Source organism: Gottfriedia acidiceleris, from assembly GCF_004138285.1.
Taxonomy (GTDB): Bacteria; Bacillota; Bacilli; order Bacillales; family Bacillaceae_G; genus Gottfriedia; species Gottfriedia acidiceleris_A.
The window spans coordinates 752,580-772,507 of sequence record NZ_SCFN01000001.1 but is presented as its reverse complement, the minus strand read 5'-3'; the positions used below and the strand labels follow the sequence as shown (position 1 = coordinate 772,507).

The following is a 19,928-nucleotide window of genomic DNA, read 5'->3' as shown; positions in this document are numbered from 1 at the left end:
GGCTTCACTATCCGTTCATCAAACTTTATTCTCTTCATTATATAAATGACAAGCTACTCTTCTTCCTTCTACTTCTTTCATTTGAGGCTTAACCGTTTTACAGGAATCCATGGCGTGGATGCATCGTTGATGGAAAGCACATCCACTTGGAGGATTGTCTAGGGATGGTAACTCTCCAGTAAGAATGATACGCTCTTTATTATCGTCTGGATCCGTCTTCGGAATAGCAGAGATAAGCGCTTGCGTATATGGGTGCAAAGGCTTTTTAAATAATTGTTCCTTATCTGCAATTTCTACGATTTCCCCAAGATACATTACACCGACTCGATGCGCGATATGTTCTACTACGCTTAAATCATGTGAAATGAATATATACGAAAGACCTAATTCTTCTTGTAAGTCTTGTAACAAATTAAGAATTTGAGACTGAACTGAAACATCTAGTGCTGAAACGGGTTCATCAAGAATTACTACCTTTGGTCTTATGATAATCGCTCTCGCAATCCCAATACGTTGGCGTTGTCCCCCAGAGAGTTCGTGTGGATATCTTGATAAATAGCTTTCAGATAATTCTACTAAACTAAGAGTATCTTTAATTAATTCATCATGTTCTTTCCTTGGAACACGATTGGATATTAATGGTTCAGATAGAATTTCTCTCACTGTCAGTTTCGGATTTAAGGAAGCCATTGGATCTTGAAATACCATCTGAATGTCCTTACGAAATTTATTCATTTCTTTTTTACTAAGCTTAGTGATATCTGTTCCTTGAAAAATTATTTCTCCACTCGTAGGCTGGGTAAGGCGTAATAAGCATCTGCCAGTTGTTGATTTTCCACAACCGGATTCTCCAACGATCCCAAGTGTCTCTTCCTGATTTAGATTCAAGCTAACCCCATTTACTGCACGTACATATTGAGGAGGTTTCAACCAGGATTTATTGGTCTTAAACTTTTTTTCTAAATGTTTCACTTGTAAGAGGGGGGCTCTCATACGAACGTCTCCTTTTGTTGTAACAACCAACATCTGCAAGATGTTTGATCATCAACTTCGATAAGTGGTGGAAGGCTATTTCTGCATATTCCCAACACCTTTGGGCATCTGTCAGCAAAACGACAACCATTTGGATATTGGTCAGGAGTTGGAACTTGACCTGGAATCGATTTAAGACGTCGATCGCCTTTAGATTGATGAGGAGTGGATTGAATCAACCCGATTGTATAAGGATGCCTTGGATTACGCAAAAGTGTTCTTGTATCAGTTGTTTCCACAACCTGTCCAGCATACATAACCACTACTCGGTCACACATTTCTGCTACTACTCCAAGATCATGGGTAATAAGCAAGATAGACATATGCAAGTCATCTTTTAAGGATTTAAGTAAATCTAATATTTGAGCTTGAATCGTTACATCCAATGCAGTGGTTGGTTCATCAGCAATTAAAAGTGCTGGATTACAAGAAATAGCCATGGCAATCATGACACGTTGCTTCATTCCTCCCGATAAACGGTGAGGGTATTCGTGATAGATGGCTTCTGGACGTGGTATGCCAACTAATCGCAATAAATGTAACACCTTTTCCTTCAAATTTGATCCAGTTAATTTCTTATGCTTTTGTATCACTTCGCCTATTTGCATTCCGATGGTTAATACAGGATTAAGAGAGGTCATAGGATCTTGAAAGATCATGGATATTTCGTTTCCTCTTATTTTCCTCATATCTTTTTCTGTTTTATCTACTAAGTTACTATTATTAAATGTAACACTGCCACTAGAAATTTTAGCCTTTTTATCTAATAACTGAAGGATAGAAAGTGAAGTAACACTCTTTCCACAGCCTGATTCTCCAACTATTCCTAGTATCTCGCCTTTTTTTACAGTAAGGTCAATGTTCTCTATTATCTTAAGCGGACCATGCTTACTTTTAAATTCAGTGGTAAGGCCTCTTACTTCTAGTACATTAGACATAATCGCCCTCTCCTTTTCGTTACCTTGATGTTTTCGGATCAAATACATCTCTCAAAACATCACCTAAGAAATTAACTGAAAACACAACAGCCGTAATCGCTAGACCAGGAAATGTAGCTAACCACCAAGCGTCATTAATATATTGCTTCCCCTCACTGAGCATGGTTCCCCATTCCGGTGTCGGCGGTTGGGCACCGAGTCCAATGAAACTAAGTCCAGCTGTATCTAAAATGGCAACTCCGATAAATAACGTTGTATAAACAAGCAGAACCCCAAAAATATTGGGTAAAATTTGTCTTCTCAAAATCCAACTATTTGAGCTTCCTATTGAACGACTAGCTTCGACAAAATCAGAAAATTTTACAGTCAAAACAGCACCTCTAGTTAATCTAGCAAAGCCCGGTATTGAAGCGATTCCAACAGCAATCATGGCATTTGTAAGGCTTGGACCTAATATCGCGACAATGGCAAGAGCTAAAACAATACTCGGTAAAGCTAACAATACATCCATGATACGCATTAAAATGTTATCAACAAGCCCTCCAATATATGCACTAATTAACCCTATAAACGTACCAGCAACTAAAGTGATACCTAAAGCTAGTGTGGATACAGTTAAAGTAACGCGAACTCCATAAACTAGGCGCGAAAATACATCCCTTCCTAATGAATCCGTTCCAAAAATGTGCTCCTTATTTGGGGCTTGTAAAATGGCATCATAGAAAGGCTTCTCAGGATTATACGGTGCAATGAATGGGGCAAAAATGCCAATTAAAACAATTAATAGTAAGAAAACTAGGCAGTATTTTGCCCGCTTATAGCTAAGAATTTTATGGAAAGTTGTGAGTTTAATAAGTTTAGGTTTCCTACGTAGAGTGGGAGCCTCAATTGGTTTATATGCCTCACTCAATTTTGCCATTACCCTTCACCCTTTTCATTCAAATTAACACGTGGATCGATTAAACTGTAAACGATGTCTACTAATATATTAACGCTAACATAGACAGCTCCCATAAATAAGATCGTGCCTTGAATCATCGGAAAATCCCTTGACATTATGGCCCCAATGGAGAGTGTACCTAAACCTGGCCAATTAAAGACTTGCTCAATAATGACCGTGCCACCAAGCAGAGCTGCTATTTGCAATCCAATGACAGTAATAATTGGAATAAGCACATTTCTAAAAGCATGGTGGAATAATATATGACGTTCCTCTAGACCTTTCGACCGTGCAGTACGAATATAGTCATTTGATAGAACCTCTACCATTCCATTTCTAGTTAATCTACTAATCATAGTAGACATGACTACTCCTAAAGTAATAGCAGGTAGAATGAGTGATTTGAGTCCAGTTCCATCAGCTATCGGAAACCAGCTTAATTTTACTGAAAATACTAAAATTAATAAGATACCTAACCAAAAGCTCGGAATAGATACGCCTAAGGTTGCTAGACCAGTACAAAATGTATCGATTATCGTATCCTTGTATTTCGCTGCTAAAATACCCAACGCGATTCCAATAATGACGGCAAATACCATCCCAGATGCTGCTAACTTTATTGTTTCAGGAAAACGATCTAAGATTTCAGTCAATACCGGTCTACCGGTTTTCAAGGATGTCCCAAAATCGCCGTGAAAAACATTATTAATGTATTGTAAATATTGAACCAAAAGGGGCTTATCCAGCCCCAAATGGTGTGTTAGTTTTGCTACTTGTTCCGGTGATGCATTTATACCGAGCATTATTTTGACTGGATCACCAGGTATCAAGTGTATTAGAAAAAATGAGAGGATCGAGATACCAAAGATAACAATGATGGCTGAAATGATCCGGTTTAGAATGTATTGAGTCATTACTTACTCACCCAACTGTCATTTAAAAGTATATTCGTTGACTGAAGTTTTATATCATGTACTCTCTTATTGACAATATAAAACACTTTAGGAGAATAGACTGGCACCCAGTATGCATTTTCAACAATCAACTTTTGAGCGTCAGCATAAATTTGCTTTCTTTCCTCAGCATTGGTAGTTGTTCTGCCTTTTTCTAATAAAGCATCAAGCTCTGGATTTTTCACTCGAATATGATTTAATCCACCAATTTGACTTGAATGGAATAGCATATAAAGAATGTCAGGATCAGAATAAGAATAACTTAAGAATGAAAGATCGAATTCTCCTTTAGATGCTTTTTGGATTAGGGTTGCTGTTTCCATTTGCTTAATATTAATGTTAACGCCTATATCCTTTAACATCGCTTGAACGATTTGTGCAGCTTGACTTTGTGTACTATAGACTGAAAGATCAAACTCTAGTTTCTTTCCGTTTTTCTCCATAATACCTTGACTATTTTTACTCCAGCCTGAGCTTTCTAATAGTTTGGTAGCTTCGTCTTTATTGTATTTAATGCCATATTCTTTCACATTCGGATCATATCCAAAAATAGAGGATGAAAGTGGTCCATATGCTGCTGTTCCTTCACCATTAAGGGCTGCTTTAATGATGGCATCTTTGTTAATAGCCATATTCAATGCTGTTCTCACATTTTTATCCTTTAACAATTCGTTATCAAGATTCATCTCTAAGAATAATCCTAGCCCTTGTTGATCAGCATCGAGGACTTGGAACTTATCATTTTTGCGATATCTTTCAGCATCTTTTGGAGCTGCATTTACTAGGACATCAATCGAGCCACTATCAAGAGCAGCAAGCATCGTTTGGGGATCCGTAATAAATTTATAAACTAATTTATCTGGGTAAGCCTTTCCTTTATTTGCAAAAAAGGATGGCGCCCAATTATAATCATTATTTCGATCTAATGTAACAGATTGTCCTGTTGTCCATTTCTCAAACTTCCAAGGACCAACTCCGACAGGGTTTCTTCCATAATTAGCTCCATCCTTATTGATAGCGGATAATGATAATGGCTGTAAAAACCCAGTTGTTAAGTTATTTAGGAAAGGTGCCGATGGTTGTGCCAATTCAACGACTAGTGTTTGATCGTCTGGAGTCGAAACCGATTTTACACCAGCTAAAAAGCTGACTAAAGGCGCACCAGTTGCTGGATTTAACATACGATCAAAAGTTTCTTTAAATGACTTTGATGTTAAAGGAGTTCCATCATGGAAGGCAACTCCTTGACGAATTTTAAACGTAATCGTTTTACCATCACTTGATACTTGATAGCTCTCTGCTAGACCTGGAGCTATTTCATTGGTTTTTGGGTCAAGAGTTAATAGTGTATTTCCTAAGCGATTTGAAATTTCATCAGCTGTACTCATTGCTGTTTTTTGAATATCAAGAGTATCTGGTTCCTGAGAAAGTCCTACTGTAATCGTTCCACCTAATTGTGGAGAAACTGAAGAGCTTGTTGCATTTTTCTTGTTATTCGTCGATGCTTGGTCAGTAGAATTACAAGCAGTCATTGCAAAAATAGTAAGAACGCTCACCGATAATAATGCGAATTTCGGGATTATTTTACGTGCAGTTTTTGTACGCAATTGACAAACCTCCTTATTCCGTTTTTACTAATTGTCTGAATCCAAATAAACAACGAATAATCTTACCTTCTTCATCTCTTTTAAATTGAATAGAATATTCATCTTCTCTCATTTCAAATAAAAACCAATCTTCCTCAATCGGTTTTACGACGGAGTCTACCATTCCTTCCATTTGAGCACAAAGTTTTCCTTCATCATTGATAGAAAAGTCAACCTTTCCGCCCTCACCTGAAGCATATTTCCCTACATATTCTTGTAATTGATCTACAGTTAAATGTATTTCTGACATGTTTAAGTGTGAAGATCTTAATGGTTTTTCCAAATAATCTGCAAAGGCACTATTTAAAAGTTTCTTAGAAGGAACGCCTATTAAATTAGCATTAGAAAAACCAGTTAAACCTAACTCAGGGATAATATTCATTTGAGCTGATACCCCTTTAATAGAACCACCATGTTCAACAAGTTTATATCCATAGAAATCTGGATGAATCATTACTCCGTATCCATAGAATTCAGTATATCCGCATTGGATATAAGGAGTCGTCATGGCTTCAACACTCTCAGGTGTCAAAATTTGAGCCTCTCCTACTTTGCCTTCATTTCGGAAGATTTCTGTATATTTCAGCATATCGTTCACTGTTGATTTTAAGAATCCTGCTGCACGCATCGATGGTGCATCCCATGGATTATTTGACTCAAACACAATCGTCTCATCATCTTTTTTTCTAGATGCATATAAGTTAGAAATATCTTCGTGCCCTTCCAATTCATGAAGATGGAAGACACTATTCTTCATACCAGCAGGATCTAATATAAAATCCTTCATATACTGCTCATAAGTTATGCCACTGACTCTTTCCACAACAGCTCCGAGTAAAGCATAACAGTCATTAGAATAACTAAATTCAGTACCAGGAGCACCAAGCAATGTATACTCTCCCTTAGCGATCGATTCCATTAATTCCTCATATGTAGCAATGTATGGAATGTCAGGAGACTTTTCTTCCTCTTTGCCGCCATCAAATTTCGGATCTAATGCTAGCGTTTTACTCATAGCACCAAAAAGACTTGGAATTGGAGGAAGCCCTGCTGAATGTGTCATAAAGTGGTGGATTGTCATCAGTTTTGTATATTCATCATTGCTTGTCTTAAACTCAGGTAAATATTTAATAATAGGATCCTGAACCGATAATTTCCCTGCCTCTTGTAATTGGAGAATTGCTACACAAGTAAAAGATTTAGTTACAGAGCCAATTCCAAGTACTGTGTCAGAGGATAATGGTAACTCATTTTCTTTATCACGGTAACCGAAACCGTTTTCATAGAAAAGTTCACCATTTTTTGCTAGACCAATCGCATACCCAGGAATTTGGTACTTCTCTACTATTTCATTACAATAAACCTCAAATTCTTTTACTTTTTTCAAAACATTGTGTCCCATAACAGCACTCTCCCTTAATATTTTATTAAACCTAAAATTATTTAACTTTAGGTGTGACTACTAGAATTTAAGTTACTCTCTTCTGGTGATTGATTTTTGAATGAAAGGGTAGGAACATTACATTTACTAAAGTAAGATTTTTTAGGGGGGTAGATTAGTTGATTAGTTGATTAGATGATTAGTTGAAGAATCAAGTTGTATTTTCAAACCTGTTAGTATTTCTTTAAAAAAGTAAAAACTTCATTTTTATAAATTATAAAGTATTTCCTTTTAACCTATTATATAATCTCTTAGAATTTCTAGTCAATTGTATTTTCTGACTTTTCAAAATTTTAAGTTTTCACTTTGTAACTCGATTCTTAGAATACATTTTTTTCGACGCAATAGTATTCTAACGCCTCTCGATTAATGTCATAGCCGATGCCGAATTTCTTTGGTATGTGAATAACTCCCTGGTCTACAATTACCTCAGGATCGATAATATCTCGCTCCCAGTAACTTGCTGAAGCAGCAGTATCTCCTGGTAAAATAAACTGATTTAATGAGGTTAAGGCAATATTATGGGCACGTCCAATGCCTGCTTCAAGCATACCTCCACACCAAACGGGAATTCCTTTCATTAAACAATAATCGTGTATCCTTTTGGCCTCAGTCAGTCCACCAACACGCCCAATTTTGATATTAATAATTCGACAACTATCTAATTCTATTGCTTTTCTAGCATCCTCTAGTGAATGGATACTTTCATCCAAACAAATTGGCGTTACTAGCTGTTTCTGCAATTTGGCATGGTCAATAATATCATCATGACTTAACGGCTGTTCAATCATCGTTAAATTAAATTCATCGAGTTTTTTTAATGTCTCCATATCAGATAAAGTATAAGCAGAATTTGCATCAGCCATCATTGCAATATTTGGAAATTCCCTTCTTACTTCTTTTAACATTTCGTAATCGGATCCAGGTTTAATTTTTAATTTTATCCGTTTGTAACCAGCCTTGACATGAGACTCCACGAGTTGAAGAAGCCCTTTTAATGTTGGCTGAAGACCGATACTAATTCCAACATCGATTTTGTCTTTATTTCCACCAAGTGCTTGATAAAGCGGTAATTTTTGTCGTTTAGCATAAAGATCCCAAACTGCTCCTTCTAGTCCAGCCTTTGCCATATTATTTTTTCTAATGGACTGGAAACGTTGAGACACTTCATCAGGGTGATGAATAGGTGCCTCAAACAATAATGGAATAAGAAAATCTTCCATAATATGTTTATTCGTTTTAACCGTTTCCTCACTGTACCAAGGACTGGAAAAGGCAACAGATTCTCCAAATCCAATATTCCCTTCCTCATCCTCCACTTCAATGATATAAAACTCTTTATCTTGAAAGGTACCAAAGCTCGTGGTGAATGGAGCATTTAACTTCATGTTTAATCGGTTCAGCGTAATTTGCCGAATCGAGATTGGACTATACGTCATTCTAAAACCTCCTATTAAAGTGAACCGGTTTCGTAAAAGCCTTCCACTTTGCTAATAAATTCTTCTAAAATTACCTCCTAATATCGCTGTTATTTCGTCTTGTTTATACCCTCGATTCATTAGCTCTTCGATAAAAAGAGGTAATTGGTCATGTCCATCTATCACATCAAAGGGCACTCTTGGCAAACTTGCTAAATCATCTGGTGATAGGTATTTCATAAAGTCATTACAAAGGTCTAACCCTATTCCAACATGTTCAATTCCTGCTACATCTACAAGATGATCTAAGTGATTAACGAGCTGCACAATGTTGCTCTTAGAATCATCTTCCGATACTAGCATACTAGCAGCATTAATCCCTATTACACCATTTGTGGAAGCAATTGCCCCTATTTGTTCATCCGTCAAATTTCTCAATGTTGAACAAATAGAACGAGCGTTAGAATGGGAAGCAATAACTGGCGTTTCACAAATTTCAATGACATCCCAGAAGCCTTCATCATTTAAGTGCGATACATCTATAGATATACCCAGTCTTTCTGCCTCTTTAATCAACTTAACTCCAAAGCTTGAAATCCCCCCTTTTCTTCCTTCAGGAACTGGTTGAAAGAAACTCCCATCCCCTACTGCATTTCTCCTGCTCCATACCAGTCCCAGATTGCGAACCCCTAATTCATAGAAAACTCTTAATAAACTAAGATCTGTTCCTAACGGTTCTGCTCCTTCAATGGAAAGTAAGAAACCAATCTTTCCTTTTTTCTTAGCAAGGTCCATGTCAACTCCGTTATAACAAATCATTAATTTATCAGGAGACTCTTGCACTTCTTCATAAAGTGCACTTACTTGACTAAGTGCTTTGCGTAGTGCCATTTCTGGTAAAAATGCACTGTCTATAAATATAGAAGCGATAATGACGTTAATACCGCCTTTTACAAATCTAGGGTAATAATCTGTTTCAATTACTTTCTTTCTTCCTTTTTCCCTTTGGATCTGAACATCCATTAGAATATCAAAGTGCCCATCAATCGTTAATGCACTATTTCGAGAATTAACCAAAAAAAATCTCTCCTCCTCTAAAGAGTTTAGAAGCTTAAATAGATAAATTTTCACGTTTTTCAAAAATATAATAACTGACTCTTTCATCTGGATTTCGAATAACGTCACTTGCAGCAAAGTCATTTTCACACAAGATTTGAAACCATTTTCTTGTTTTGTACCGCCATTCCTTCGCAAGCTCAGGCTGTTTATTTTTTATTTGTTGAAAGTCTTCAGGTATAGGTATTACATAAATATCTTCCGTAAAATTAATTTCATATTCCTTGCTAATTGTCGGAAAACCAAAGTTATCAAGCTTTGTTTCTACTATTGGTTTGTACCCTTGTACGTCTACCCTGCTTGGGGCCTTACATACATGATCACTACGAATCCACCATTCTACTAAAAAACGATCAGTAGGCAGCCCTTTGTTTAGTGAGTCAGTCATCTCGCCATAATGATTTTCGATGTAGGTAGCCCCAATCCCCTTTAGCTTATGTAGGTTTAAGTAGGCATTAACACTCTCTAATGGATCAAATGTCCAAACTATCAATGAATAGCCCATTTCTAAAGCATACTTCCGCTGTGCCTCTTTCAATTTTTTACCTAATCCACTTTTTTGATAGGTAGGTAAAACCCCTAGCATATGGGAGCATAAATAGGATCTACCGTCAATATACCCTGGAAAGCTATATTGAAACCCTATTAATTGATTATCGTAATAAGCTCCTAAAATTAGCCCACCATTATGAGATGCTGTGTACGTTTGATGAATGGGTATTGGTGACATATTCCACACTTCTTTTTCAATTTGTTGAATGGATTCTATTTCAGCAATATCCTCCAATCGTTTAATTTGAAACATTCTCATACCCACTTTCTTTATAAAAATAAGAGGAAAAGCTTTTATTCCCCAAAGAAATGGTGCAAATGAAAATTCTCATATGCCTTTGTACGCTTCATAAACTGATCAGAATTTTTTACTACAACTCCACCAAGTAAGGAATTCATAAGAGAAAAAACTGCTGGACTAACATCCAAAGTTGACTTGATCGGTAGTTGTACGGTAAATAATACATCAGTATACTCCCGAATAGGTGCAACCTCTGAATCGGTAAAACTAATCACAAACGCCCCCCGCAATTTCGCCTCTCTAGCCATATTAATTGTTTCTAATGCGTACCGATGAAAAGAAAATGCCACGAACGTACTATTTTCATTCATTTCACCTATACGTAAAACAATATCATCCGTATCTGGTCGAAACATCCTAACGTTCCCTCGGATGAGTTCAAGTGCAAACGAAAACCAATGTGCCATTGCATGGGAAGAACGTGTACCAGAAACAAGTATCCTTTCGGATTGACTTAATCGTTCTACTGCCAAATTAAAATCCTCTTCGTTTAAACCTTCAGCAGTTTGCAATATTAATTCTGCGTCCTTATGCATCATTTTCTTAGAAAAATCTCGATCCATGTCCATCTTATTTTTCATGGAATGGTATTCAACCAAACTGCTTTTACGATTCAACAGTTGGTTCTGGATATCCTTTTGTAATGAACTAAAGCCACTATAGCCTAGTGCATGACAAAATCGAATAACAGTTGTTTCACTTACATTAATCTTCTGTCCAACTTGTACACCTGAGTCCATCGCGAAGTCTTCCGGATTTGCAAGGAAATATTTTGCGACCTTTTTTAACCCCTTCGAAAAGTTATCGAATTCATCTTGAACTTTTTGTTTTAATTCTTCCATTGCAATTCTCCCATTCATTTATGAAGGATTTCCTTTTTTTTCATTATATTGAAGTTTATTCTTTTATTCAAGATTAAATTCTAAATTTTCAAAAATATTTTAGTGCTACATTGAGAACAGTTCTAGTGTCCTATACTAGATTAAAATAATTCATTAGAATTGTCGCTTAAGTGATATTCTTTCAACAATTAACGATCATACTTGTTAAAACAATAAAAACGCCCAACTCTGTTAGAATTGAGCGTTAATAGCTTGCTGATTATATAACACTAGTATTAGAATTTAAGTTTACGATTTAGCTGTATTTGAAGGAAGGTACAAAGTGCTTTTACCTCTACTTGAACGGGGTAAGTCCAAATATTTAAAGCGAATTTGACCTAAGAAACAACTCTTTCAATTTTCATAAATAGTCTCAGACTCCCTAAAATTTACAATAACTTTAGCCTGTCCTTCTACAATCTTAGCAAATTCATCCATCGTAGTGTCATACTTAATATAGATTCTAGGTAAAAGATAGACTTCATTCTTTGTACCCTTTTCTAGATAATATTTCGGATCTGTCGCTACTGCAAAAGTATAGTACTTCTTTGTTTCCTCAATTACTTTATCATTATGATAACCATAAGGATACGAGAGAGCTATCACAGCTTTTCCAGTAATTGATTGAATCTTATCTTTGGAATCTTTCAACTCATGCTTATAATCATCTATCTTCCTTAAATCTTGATGGGTTGCAGTATGAGATTGGATTGAAAACATCCCTGAATCAGACATCTTTTTTAAATCCGTGCTAGAAAGACGATCCGGCCATCCAATATAGTCGGAAATCGCAAATATAGTTGCTTTTGGTGTAAAAGTATCCGATTTCAATTTTTGAAAAATTTTTACCACATTTAAGTTATTTTTATAACCGTCATCAATTGTAATAAATACAGGTTTCTTTACTTTATTACGGTCTCCCCATTGTTCAAAAGTTAAAAGTGTAAATCCATGATCACGTAAATAGATCATTTGCTTTTCAAAATTCTCTGGTGAGACAAACAAGTCTCTTACTCCGTGCCCAGTAAACTCATCAATGGAATGATAAATTAAAATTGGAATTTTGTCTGCAGCATGTGTTTTTTCTGGTAGCTGTATCCACAAAAATAGACATAGAAAAAATAAAGTTATCTTTCGCATAAAAATCCTCCCTTTATCTTTTTACTATTTAGTGTTCCAATTTCCATTTTAACTATCATTATTTCTAGTAATTTTAAACTAGTAAGAACTTAATTGTCGCACACAATAATTTAAAAGCCCGTTACTCTTATTGTAGTAACGGGCCTTTCTATTTAATGATTCATTTTAGAAGGATCAATTTGTATAAATGTTCCTTCAATCGGATCGATTTCAAAAGCTTGCCCGAATCCAGCGATATATCGGCCTTCCATTGGTGTAAGCTTGAATAACGACAGATCGATTCCTCTTAAAACCTTAATCATCTGTTCTCCGTGATTTTCTATAAACTTATCAAATATGTGCTCTTTGTCTACATTACCCACGTATTCAGGAGTACATTTATAGCGAATTCGTTCTCTAGCAAATAAAATTGGAGAAGTTGCTTCGTCTGCAATAATCATCACACTAATAAACTTATTGTTTTCTAAATATTGAAAATGAGCTGCGATTTTACTAATGAAAATATAGAAGTTACCTTCGTAGATGACAAAAGGTGAATAACTGACATGTGGATCCCCTTTATCATCCATTGAACTAATCATCAATGTTTTACATTCAGATTGAAGTTTTTCATATTTTTTAAATTGAACTTCTAATTGTTTTTCCATAAGCATCTCCTTAAAGAAAATATTTTTGCTACACTTCAATAATAACAATAATCATTCTCATTATTAACGCTGTTTTCTGAATATTAAATCAAACTTTAAGAGCCTTAGTATTAAATTAAGGCTCTTAAATAATTTAAAATTTTAAGTCAATAGTTAAGAGATCATTTTTTGATCAAACATTCATGTCGTCAATTTTAGCAAAAATATAACAATTATTTCCGTGAAAATATTTTGAGACTTCAACTTCTTTTACAAATCCACGTTTTTGTAATGTAAGTAGTCTTCCGTTCTAGTTTTAACAATTAATTTAGTAAATCGATCCGTAGGTGCTTTCTTGCTCAATAAAATATAGTAATGCTTCTATGTTGCCTCTATAATCTTCTACTCTTATCCGTTCATTAAAATAATCAAAACAAATATCTGCAACAAGGTTACCATTTGTGATCTACTTGTTTTGATAAAATACTTCATTATTCATCTACTCCACACCAATCTAGTAAAGTGTAGGCAATTACCTCCGCACAGCGAAATAATTCATCTAGATCAATGTATTCATTTGGATAATGTGCAACCTTCGTTTCCCCTGGTCCAAACACAATAGTAGGTATTTGTTTTATTTGTGTAAATAATCCGCCGTCCGTACCCCATGGAGAAGCTTCAATAATCGGTTCATTTTTATAAACATATTGATAGGAATTCTTCAGAGATTCCATAAATGGATGCCCAAGATCGATTCTACCTGGTAACCATCTTGCTCCAAAAAATTCAACCTCAACCGGATTTTCAATAAACCAATCATCAATTAATGAAAGTGTTTTTAGCCACCTCGTTATTTCAAGTTTTGCTTCATCGATTGTTTCATTTGGTGAAACACCTAGCCTTCCCTCAAGAGTAACTAGATCTGAGACAGAGGAGGGCCAAGTACCCCCATTTATTTTCCCGATATTAATTGGAATTGGAATTGGCACATTTTTGTATAGTGGATCATCTTGTAATCTTGTATTTCGAACTTTTTCTAATTGATTTATATGATTAATAACCATTATACTTTTTTCAATTGCACTAACACCTTCATACCTCGTTCCACCGTGGGCAACTTTACCTTTTACTTTTACTCGAAACCAAACACTGCCTTGCTGTTTCGGAAACATTTTCATTTTAGTTGGTTCTGGAATAAGGACAGCATCTGCAACGTATCCTCGTAATATCGTTGCTAGCGTACCTGCCCCTCCGCTTTCTTCCTCAATAACACTTTCAAAATAGATGTCGCCTTTAAGTGGAATATTTAATTTTTTTATTGCCTCAATCGCAAATAATGCAGCAACATTCCCGCCCTTCATATCTGTTGCACCCCTACCATATAAGCGATTTCCTACGATTTCACCGCTATACGGATGGCGCTCCCAACTACTTATTTCACCTTCGGGAACAACATCAATATGTCCATTTAATATAATAGATCTACCATTTCCTGTTCCCTTTAAAATTGCAACTATATTCGGACTGTCTTCAAATGAAGTTCGTTCTGAAATAAAATAGGTTGATTTCGTTAATTCCTCAATTGACGGTTCAAAGCGATCAATCACTAATCCAAGATTCTGTAAATAATTTGAGACAATTTTTTGTGCACTAGCTTCATTTCCTGAAACACTTTTTTCACGAACAAGATTCTGAAGTAATTCAATTGCCTTGTTCTTATTTTTATGAATGTAGTCATTAATTTTAGCTTTCAAATCCAATTTTGATCACTCCCAACGATGAACAATAACATTTGGGTTCACAAATAGTGGGGCACCAGTTTTCTCAATCACATCGCTGACTAAATATGGAGACATTACTTCATTTAACCAAAGCTCTCCACTTTCTTTTTTAACTTCAATTACGGCCATTTCAGTAATGATTAAATCTACGCAACTTGGAGATGTAAGAGGAAGTGTACATTCAGAGACTATTTTAGGGTCACCATTTTTATTAGTATGGTTCATTAAAACAATTACTTTTTTTGATTTTTGAGCTAAGTCCATTGCTCCACCAATTCCTGGCACTCTTTTACCAGGAACAATCCAATTTGCTAAATCGCCACTTTTACTGACTTCGAGAGCACCTAGTACTGTTAAATCTAATAAACCTTTTCGAATAATCGCAAAGGCTATGCTACTATCAAAATAACTGGAACCTGGAATTAGTGTTACAGGTAATCCTGCAGCATTACATAAATTTTCGTCTTCTTCACCTTTTTGTGGAGTAGGCCCTAAACCTAACACGCCATTTTCTGCATGGAACATTACTTGGCAATCATCTGTTAAGTAATTTGGGATGAGTGAAGGAATTCCAATCCCAAGATTCACAATCATACCGCTCTTTACTTCTTTTGCTGCACGTTTTGCCATCATTTCCCTAGGATTTATTTTTCCCAAACCCACTTCCAATTCACCCCTTCCGATTGAACGATGTGGTTAACGAAAGCGCCAGGTACGATAATTTCTTCAGGTTCTAATGCTCCTAAAGGAACAATCTCTTCAACTTCCGCAATTGTGATTTTTCCAGCCATTGCTACATAAGGATTCGTATTGCGAGCACTTTTATCAAATACTAAATTTCCAAACGGGTCTGCTTTCTTCGCATAAACAATTGAAACATCTGAAATGAGAGGAGTTTCAACTAAATACTCTTTACCAAATACATTCACTCTCTGTTTATCAACATCAATTACACTATCAATCCCAATATCTACTAAAACGCCACCTAATCCAACTCCACCTGCTCGAATCCGTTCGATAAATGTACCTTGAGGACTGAACTCTATTTCTAACGTACCATCAGTCATTTGCTTTCCAGCATTCGGATTTGATCCAATATGAGTCGTAATCATTTTTTTTACTCTTTTAGCCGTCACTAACTGTCCGATTCCAACATCAGGGAAACCCGTATCATTTCCAATTAGAGTAAGATCTTTCACACCTTTTTCTAAAATACTCCTTATTAATGTAGGGGGGTTACCGATTCCTCCAAACCCACCAAACATTAACACCATATCATCTTTAAAATAAAGCAAAGCTTCTTCAATACTAATAATTTTCCCGAAAGTATTGATTGCCATTATTCGATCTCCTTTGCTTCTTGATTTAGCTCATTAAATACTTCCTTCAATAAAGTTAGCAATTCATTGACTTGCGCATCAGTAATGACTAAAGGTGGAGCAAGCAAGAAACTATTTTCAGATCTTCCATATGGACCACTAACAGATGGATAGAGTAATAATCCATGATTTTTAGCGATCTCAATTACACGATTTGTTACACTTTTACAATCAAAGAAATCTTCATTTATTTCTATACCGATCAGTAGTCCTTCACCCCTGACATCGAATAAAAAAGGATACTCTTTCTGCCATTCTCTTAGTTTTAATTTAATCTTTTCACCTTGTATTTTAGAATTTTGTACTAATCCATTTTTTTCGACATAGTTTAAAACAGCTAAAGCTATACTTGCAGAGAGAGGATTCGCACTAAACGTATGTCCACTCATAACAAGCCGACTGCCTTCTAAAATAGGTTGCATTACTCGATCACTTGCGATCGCTACAGCAATTGGCGTATAACCAGCCGCCAATCCCTTACCAAGGACTAATAAATCGGGCACACAATTCCAATGATTCATTCCGAACATTTCTCCTGTTCTACCTATTCCCGTCATTACTTCATCCGCAATAAGTAGCACATCGTGTTTATCACAAATTTGTTTAATTTTTTCATAATATCCTTTTGGGGGAGTTAACGCAGCTCCTGCCGCACCAACAATTGGTTCTGCTATAAAGGCTGCTACATTTTCAGAACCTAATTTTTGAATTGTACGATCAAGCGCAGTCGCACAAAGCAAGCCACAATTTCCAGGCTCTAATTCAAATGGGCATCTTTTACAATATGGTGCTTCAACCATTGGATAATCCTCTAGTAAACTAGTAAAACGTTTCCTTCTTAATGGATGCCCTGACATAGATAAAGATCCGATTGTGATGCCATGATAGCTCATGCTTCTTGATATAATCTTCGTTTTCGTATGAATACCTCTTTCTTGAAAATGCTGAATTGCCATTTTCATAGCGGTTTCAGTAGCTTCAGTACCACTATTAACAAAAAAACTCCAGTTTAAATCTCCAGGTGCTAGCTGACCTATTTTTTCAGCTAATCGTTCTGCCGCCTCACTCGTAAACTGTGATCTATAAACAAACGCCACTTTAGAGGCCTGCTTTACCATCTCATCAATTATTTCCTTTACTCCATGCCCAATACTTGCCGCTACTGCACCCGAAGAACCATCAATATATTTCTTTCCTTGCTTGTCCCATAGGTAGATAGTATCTCCTCGATCAATTGTTGGATAACTATCACCTACAAGCGGTTTTATTAAATAATCTCTTTTAGTCATCTACCCCACCATCTTTCACTTAGATCTCATTACTATATATATAGTTGAAAGCCCATGAAGTTAGACTAATGAAAAACAATAGGGTTTACTTCGAATAAAAGAATGAGGTGTAAGGATGAAAGATTGGAAATAATAATGAGGCTCAAAAACAGGTTAGTATGTCGTTAAAAATTGACTACTAAATAACAAATAGAAAAACAGCCAGTTAAGTTAACTGGCTGTTTTTGAAATGAAAATGTAAATATATTTCACAAATAATAAAACAAGATTTAGTAAGCTTTAAATATCAAGTTTACGCGTACCAATCCACTTCACCATTTCAGGATCTCTATGTGAAAAGAATAAGCTCTCTTTCGTATCTAACTTGGCAATTTGGTCCATATCCTCTTGGCTTAAATCAAAGTCAAAGATATTGAAGTTTTCGATGATTCTTTCCTTTCGTACCGACTTCGGAATCGCAACAACTCCTCTTTGTGTTAACCATCGTAAGACAACCTGTGCAACGGATTTATTATGCTTTTCAGCAATTGAAACTAAAACTTCATTTTGAAACATGTTATTTTTCCCTTCAGCAAATGGTCCCCAAGACTCAATCTGAACATTGTTCTCTACCATGAATTTAGCACTATCTATTTGTTGGTTGAAAACATGTGTTTCAACTTGGTTAACCGCAGGTACAACTTCATTATGAATGATTAAATCAATCAGGCGATCTGGATGGAAGTTACTTACTCCAATGGCCTTTATTTTTCCTTCACTATACAATTCCTCCATAGCACGCCAAGAACCGTGCACATCACCAAATGGCTGATGAATTAAATATAAGTCCAAATAATCCAATTGTAGCCTTTCCAGTGAATTAGCGAATGCCTTTTTTGTGCTCTCATAACCAGTATCCTGAACCCAAAGTTTTGTTGTAATAAATAGCTCTTCTCTAGGTACTCCACTTCGTTTAATTGCTCTGCCGACTGCTTCTTCATTTAGATAAGAAGCCGCTGTATCAATCAAACGGTAACCTGCTATAATAGCGTCATAAACAGCTTGTTCACATTCATTTTCATCTTGAATTTGAAAAACTCCAAATCCTAAAATAGGCATTTCGACACCATTGTTTAAAATTACTTTTTGCATATAAATTCCTCCTGTTTCCTAATTAATTGGATTAAACTACTTACTTAAATAAAATACAGTTTCTTTATTCAAGGTGATGTGCTAGCTAAATATCGAATATCCCTTTATAACATTATTGTTCTACACTTGAAAGCTCACGATTCTTTCTAAATGAAAAACACCCTATCAATAAAGCAATCAAGACTGATGTAGCTCCAACTAAACTAATTTCTAATATAGTTGATCTTCCCGCTACAATACCTCCAATACCAGCACCAACTGCGAATCCGAGTTGTACAAAAGAGCTATTCAGACTAAGAACGATACTAGAAGCTTCAGGAGCCAATAAAACTAGGTTGAAGTTTTGGGTCGGTCCAAATGTCCAAGCTGCCAATTCCCAAATCATGAGTAATGGGAGTATCACAATTACCCACTTAAAATCCGAAACTGTATACAACATCAATAAAGAAATAGTATGGATAGCCATCGAACCGACAAGCGTTCGGACTATGCCAATCCGGTCTGCCAATAAACCACCAACCTTAGAACCAATCAAGCTCGCAATACCCATTGCTAAAAGAATTATACTCAGATTCTCTTTCATACTCGGTATTATGACGGTCAGAAAAGGTGTGATATAAGTATTGAGAATTGAATAACTAATAAATACAAAAAAGGTTATACATAGTGTTGTTAAGACTCTTGGATTTCTCAGAAGTAAAAGTCGTTTACTTAGAGAGACTGACAATTCACTTTCCATGAATGGAAACGTCCTAGCAACAGTAAAGATTGATAGTAGACTAAAGAATCCTATCCCCCAGAAGATAACTCTCCAATCATAAGACGAAGTTATCATACGCCCAAGTGGAACTCCAAAAACAAGGGAAGAGCTATATCCCATTGCGACATTTGCCATCGCTCGACCCTGCCGTCGGAGGAACTGCAAGTTTTGCAGCTATTCCATAGGCGGTGACAACGAAGACTCCTGTTCCAATCCCTAGTAAAACTCTCGAGGCCATAAGTAGACCAAATCCAGGTAAAGCAATTACTCCAATGACGCCTAATAAAATGATGGCGAGTGCAAGTAACAATTGTTTACGCTGATCCAGCTTCGTAGTTGCTATCATAACTAGAGGAGTACCGATCGCATTACCAAGAGCAAAAAAACAGTAATAAGTCACCTGCAGTTGCAACTGAAACACCAACAGAGATAGCTACTTTATCCAACGTACCTACAATGACAAATTGAGAAGTGCCTACAACAAAGCTAACAAGAGTTAGAAAGTAAATTTTCCAAGTATTGTTCATTATTTTTTCACTCCTTAACTGTGATGTTATTTATCTAAGATGATCTCTTATGTTTTAAAGTTTTAATTTTCAATTTG

20 protein-coding genes are annotated in these 19,928 nt (G+C 35.9%); all 20 read right to left on the bottom strand.

Annotated features, from left to right (window positions below):
• Positions 1-18: 18 nt before the first annotated feature.
• The 20 genes from EP747_RS03675 to EP747_RS24650 all read right to left on the bottom strand — a co-directional run bounded on the left by EP747_RS03675 (position 19) and on the right by EP747_RS24650 (position 19,851).
• Positions 19-993: an ABC transporter ATP-binding protein gene (locus tag EP747_RS03675; protein WP_129688572.1), complete on the bottom strand. Its 975-nt coding sequence runs from the start codon at positions 991-993 to the stop codon at positions 19-21.
• A complete protein-coding gene (locus EP747_RS03670; protein ID WP_129688571.1) occupies positions 990-1,970 on the bottom strand; it encodes an ABC transporter ATP-binding protein in 981 nt (326 codons plus the stop codon). The genes EP747_RS03675 and EP747_RS03670 overlap by 4 nt, the downstream gene beginning before the upstream one ends.
• Before the next feature lie 19 nt (positions 1,971-1,989).
• Entirely contained in the window at positions 1,990-2,889 is a 900-nt protein-coding gene (locus tag EP747_RS03665) for an ABC transporter permease (protein ID WP_129688570.1), read from the bottom strand.
• Positions 2,889-3,824, bottom strand: a complete 936-nt coding sequence (gene nikB, locus EP747_RS03660) for a nickel ABC transporter permease (RefSeq protein ID WP_129688569.1) — start codon at positions 3,822-3,824, stop codon at positions 2,889-2,891. The genes EP747_RS03665 and nikB overlap by 1 nt, the downstream gene beginning before the upstream one ends.
• Positions 3,824-5,470 carry an ABC transporter substrate-binding protein gene (locus EP747_RS03655; protein ID WP_129688568.1) on the bottom strand — a complete coding sequence of 549 codons (1,647 nt, stop codon included), beginning with the start codon at positions 5,468-5,470 and terminating at the stop codon, positions 3,824-3,826. The genes nikB and EP747_RS03655 overlap by 1 nt, the downstream gene beginning before the upstream one ends.
• 13 nt (positions 5,471-5,483) lie before the next feature.
• Positions 5,484-6,911: a serine hydrolase domain-containing protein gene (locus EP747_RS03650; protein ID WP_129688567.1), complete on the bottom strand. Its 1,428-nt coding sequence runs from the start codon at positions 6,909-6,911 to the stop codon at positions 5,484-5,486.
• 359 nt (positions 6,912-7,270) lie between these two features.
• Positions 7,271-8,389 (bottom strand): o-succinylbenzoate synthase, encoded by a 1,119-nt coding sequence (menC, locus tag EP747_RS03645; protein ID WP_129688566.1) that lies wholly within the window; start codon positions 8,387-8,389, stop codon positions 7,271-7,273.
• A 51-nt stretch (positions 8,390-8,440) separates the two neighbouring features.
• Positions 8,441-9,445, bottom strand: a complete 1,005-nt coding sequence (locus EP747_RS03640) for a dipeptidase (protein WP_235832738.1) — start codon at positions 9,443-9,445, stop codon at positions 8,441-8,443.
• 34 nt (positions 9,446-9,479) lie between these two features.
• Positions 9,480-10,289: a GNAT family N-acetyltransferase gene (locus EP747_RS03635; RefSeq protein WP_235832737.1), complete on the bottom strand. Its 810-nt coding sequence runs from the start codon at positions 10,287-10,289 to the stop codon at positions 9,480-9,482.
• Positions 10,290-10,330: 41 nt separating this feature from the next.
• Positions 10,331-11,179: a MurR/RpiR family transcriptional regulator gene (locus tag EP747_RS03630; RefSeq protein WP_165346818.1), complete on the bottom strand. Its 849-nt coding sequence runs from the start codon at positions 11,177-11,179 to the stop codon at positions 10,331-10,333.
• A 393-nt stretch (positions 11,180-11,572) separates the two neighbouring features.
• A complete protein-coding gene (locus EP747_RS03625) occupies positions 11,573-12,358 on the bottom strand; it encodes a polysaccharide deacetylase family protein (RefSeq protein ID WP_129688562.1) in 786 nt (261 codons plus the stop codon).
• Positions 12,359-12,510: 152 nt separating this feature from the next.
• The gene (locus EP747_RS03620; protein WP_129688561.1) at positions 12,511-13,005 is read right to left on the bottom strand and encodes a HugZ family protein; all 495 of its coding nucleotides are present in this window, start codon (positions 13,003-13,005) and stop codon (positions 12,511-12,513) included.
• 470 nt (positions 13,006-13,475) lie between these two features.
• Positions 13,476-14,744: a peptidase gene (locus EP747_RS03615; RefSeq protein WP_129688560.1), complete on the bottom strand. Its 1,269-nt coding sequence runs from the start codon at positions 14,742-14,744 to the stop codon at positions 13,476-13,478.
• A gap of 6 nt (positions 14,745-14,750) precedes the next feature.
• Entirely contained in the window at positions 14,751-15,398 is a 648-nt protein-coding gene (locus EP747_RS03610) for a 3-oxoacid CoA-transferase subunit B (RefSeq protein WP_419179267.1), read from the bottom strand.
• Between the two features lie 11 nt (positions 15,399-15,409).
• On the bottom strand, positions 15,410-16,105 hold the full coding sequence (locus tag EP747_RS03605; RefSeq protein ID WP_129688558.1) for a CoA transferase subunit A: 696 nt from the start codon (positions 16,103-16,105) through the stop codon (positions 15,410-15,412).
• Entirely contained in the window at positions 16,105-17,433 is a 1,329-nt protein-coding gene (locus tag EP747_RS03600; RefSeq protein ID WP_129688557.1) for an aspartate aminotransferase family protein, read from the bottom strand. Before EP747_RS03600 ends, EP747_RS03605 begins: the two co-directional genes overlap by 1 nt.
• A 279-nt stretch (positions 17,434-17,712) precedes the next feature.
• Entirely contained in the window at positions 17,713-18,564 is an 852-nt protein-coding gene (locus tag EP747_RS03595) for an aldo/keto reductase (RefSeq protein WP_129688556.1), read from the bottom strand.
• A 112-nt stretch (positions 18,565-18,676) separates the two neighbouring features.
• Entirely contained in the window at positions 18,677-19,459 is a 783-nt protein-coding gene (locus tag EP747_RS03590; RefSeq protein WP_235832736.1) for an MFS transporter, read from the bottom strand.
• The gene (locus EP747_RS24655) at positions 19,434-19,670 is read right to left on the bottom strand and encodes an MFS transporter (RefSeq protein ID WP_235832757.1); all 237 of its coding nucleotides are present in this window, start codon (positions 19,668-19,670) and stop codon (positions 19,434-19,436) included. Before EP747_RS24655 ends, EP747_RS03590 begins: the two co-directional genes overlap by 26 nt.
• Before the next feature lie 22 nt (positions 19,671-19,692).
• Positions 19,693-19,851 (bottom strand): hypothetical protein, encoded by a 159-nt coding sequence (locus EP747_RS24650; RefSeq protein WP_235832735.1) that lies wholly within the window; start codon positions 19,849-19,851, stop codon positions 19,693-19,695.
• Positions 19,852-19,928 lie beyond the last annotated feature (77 nt).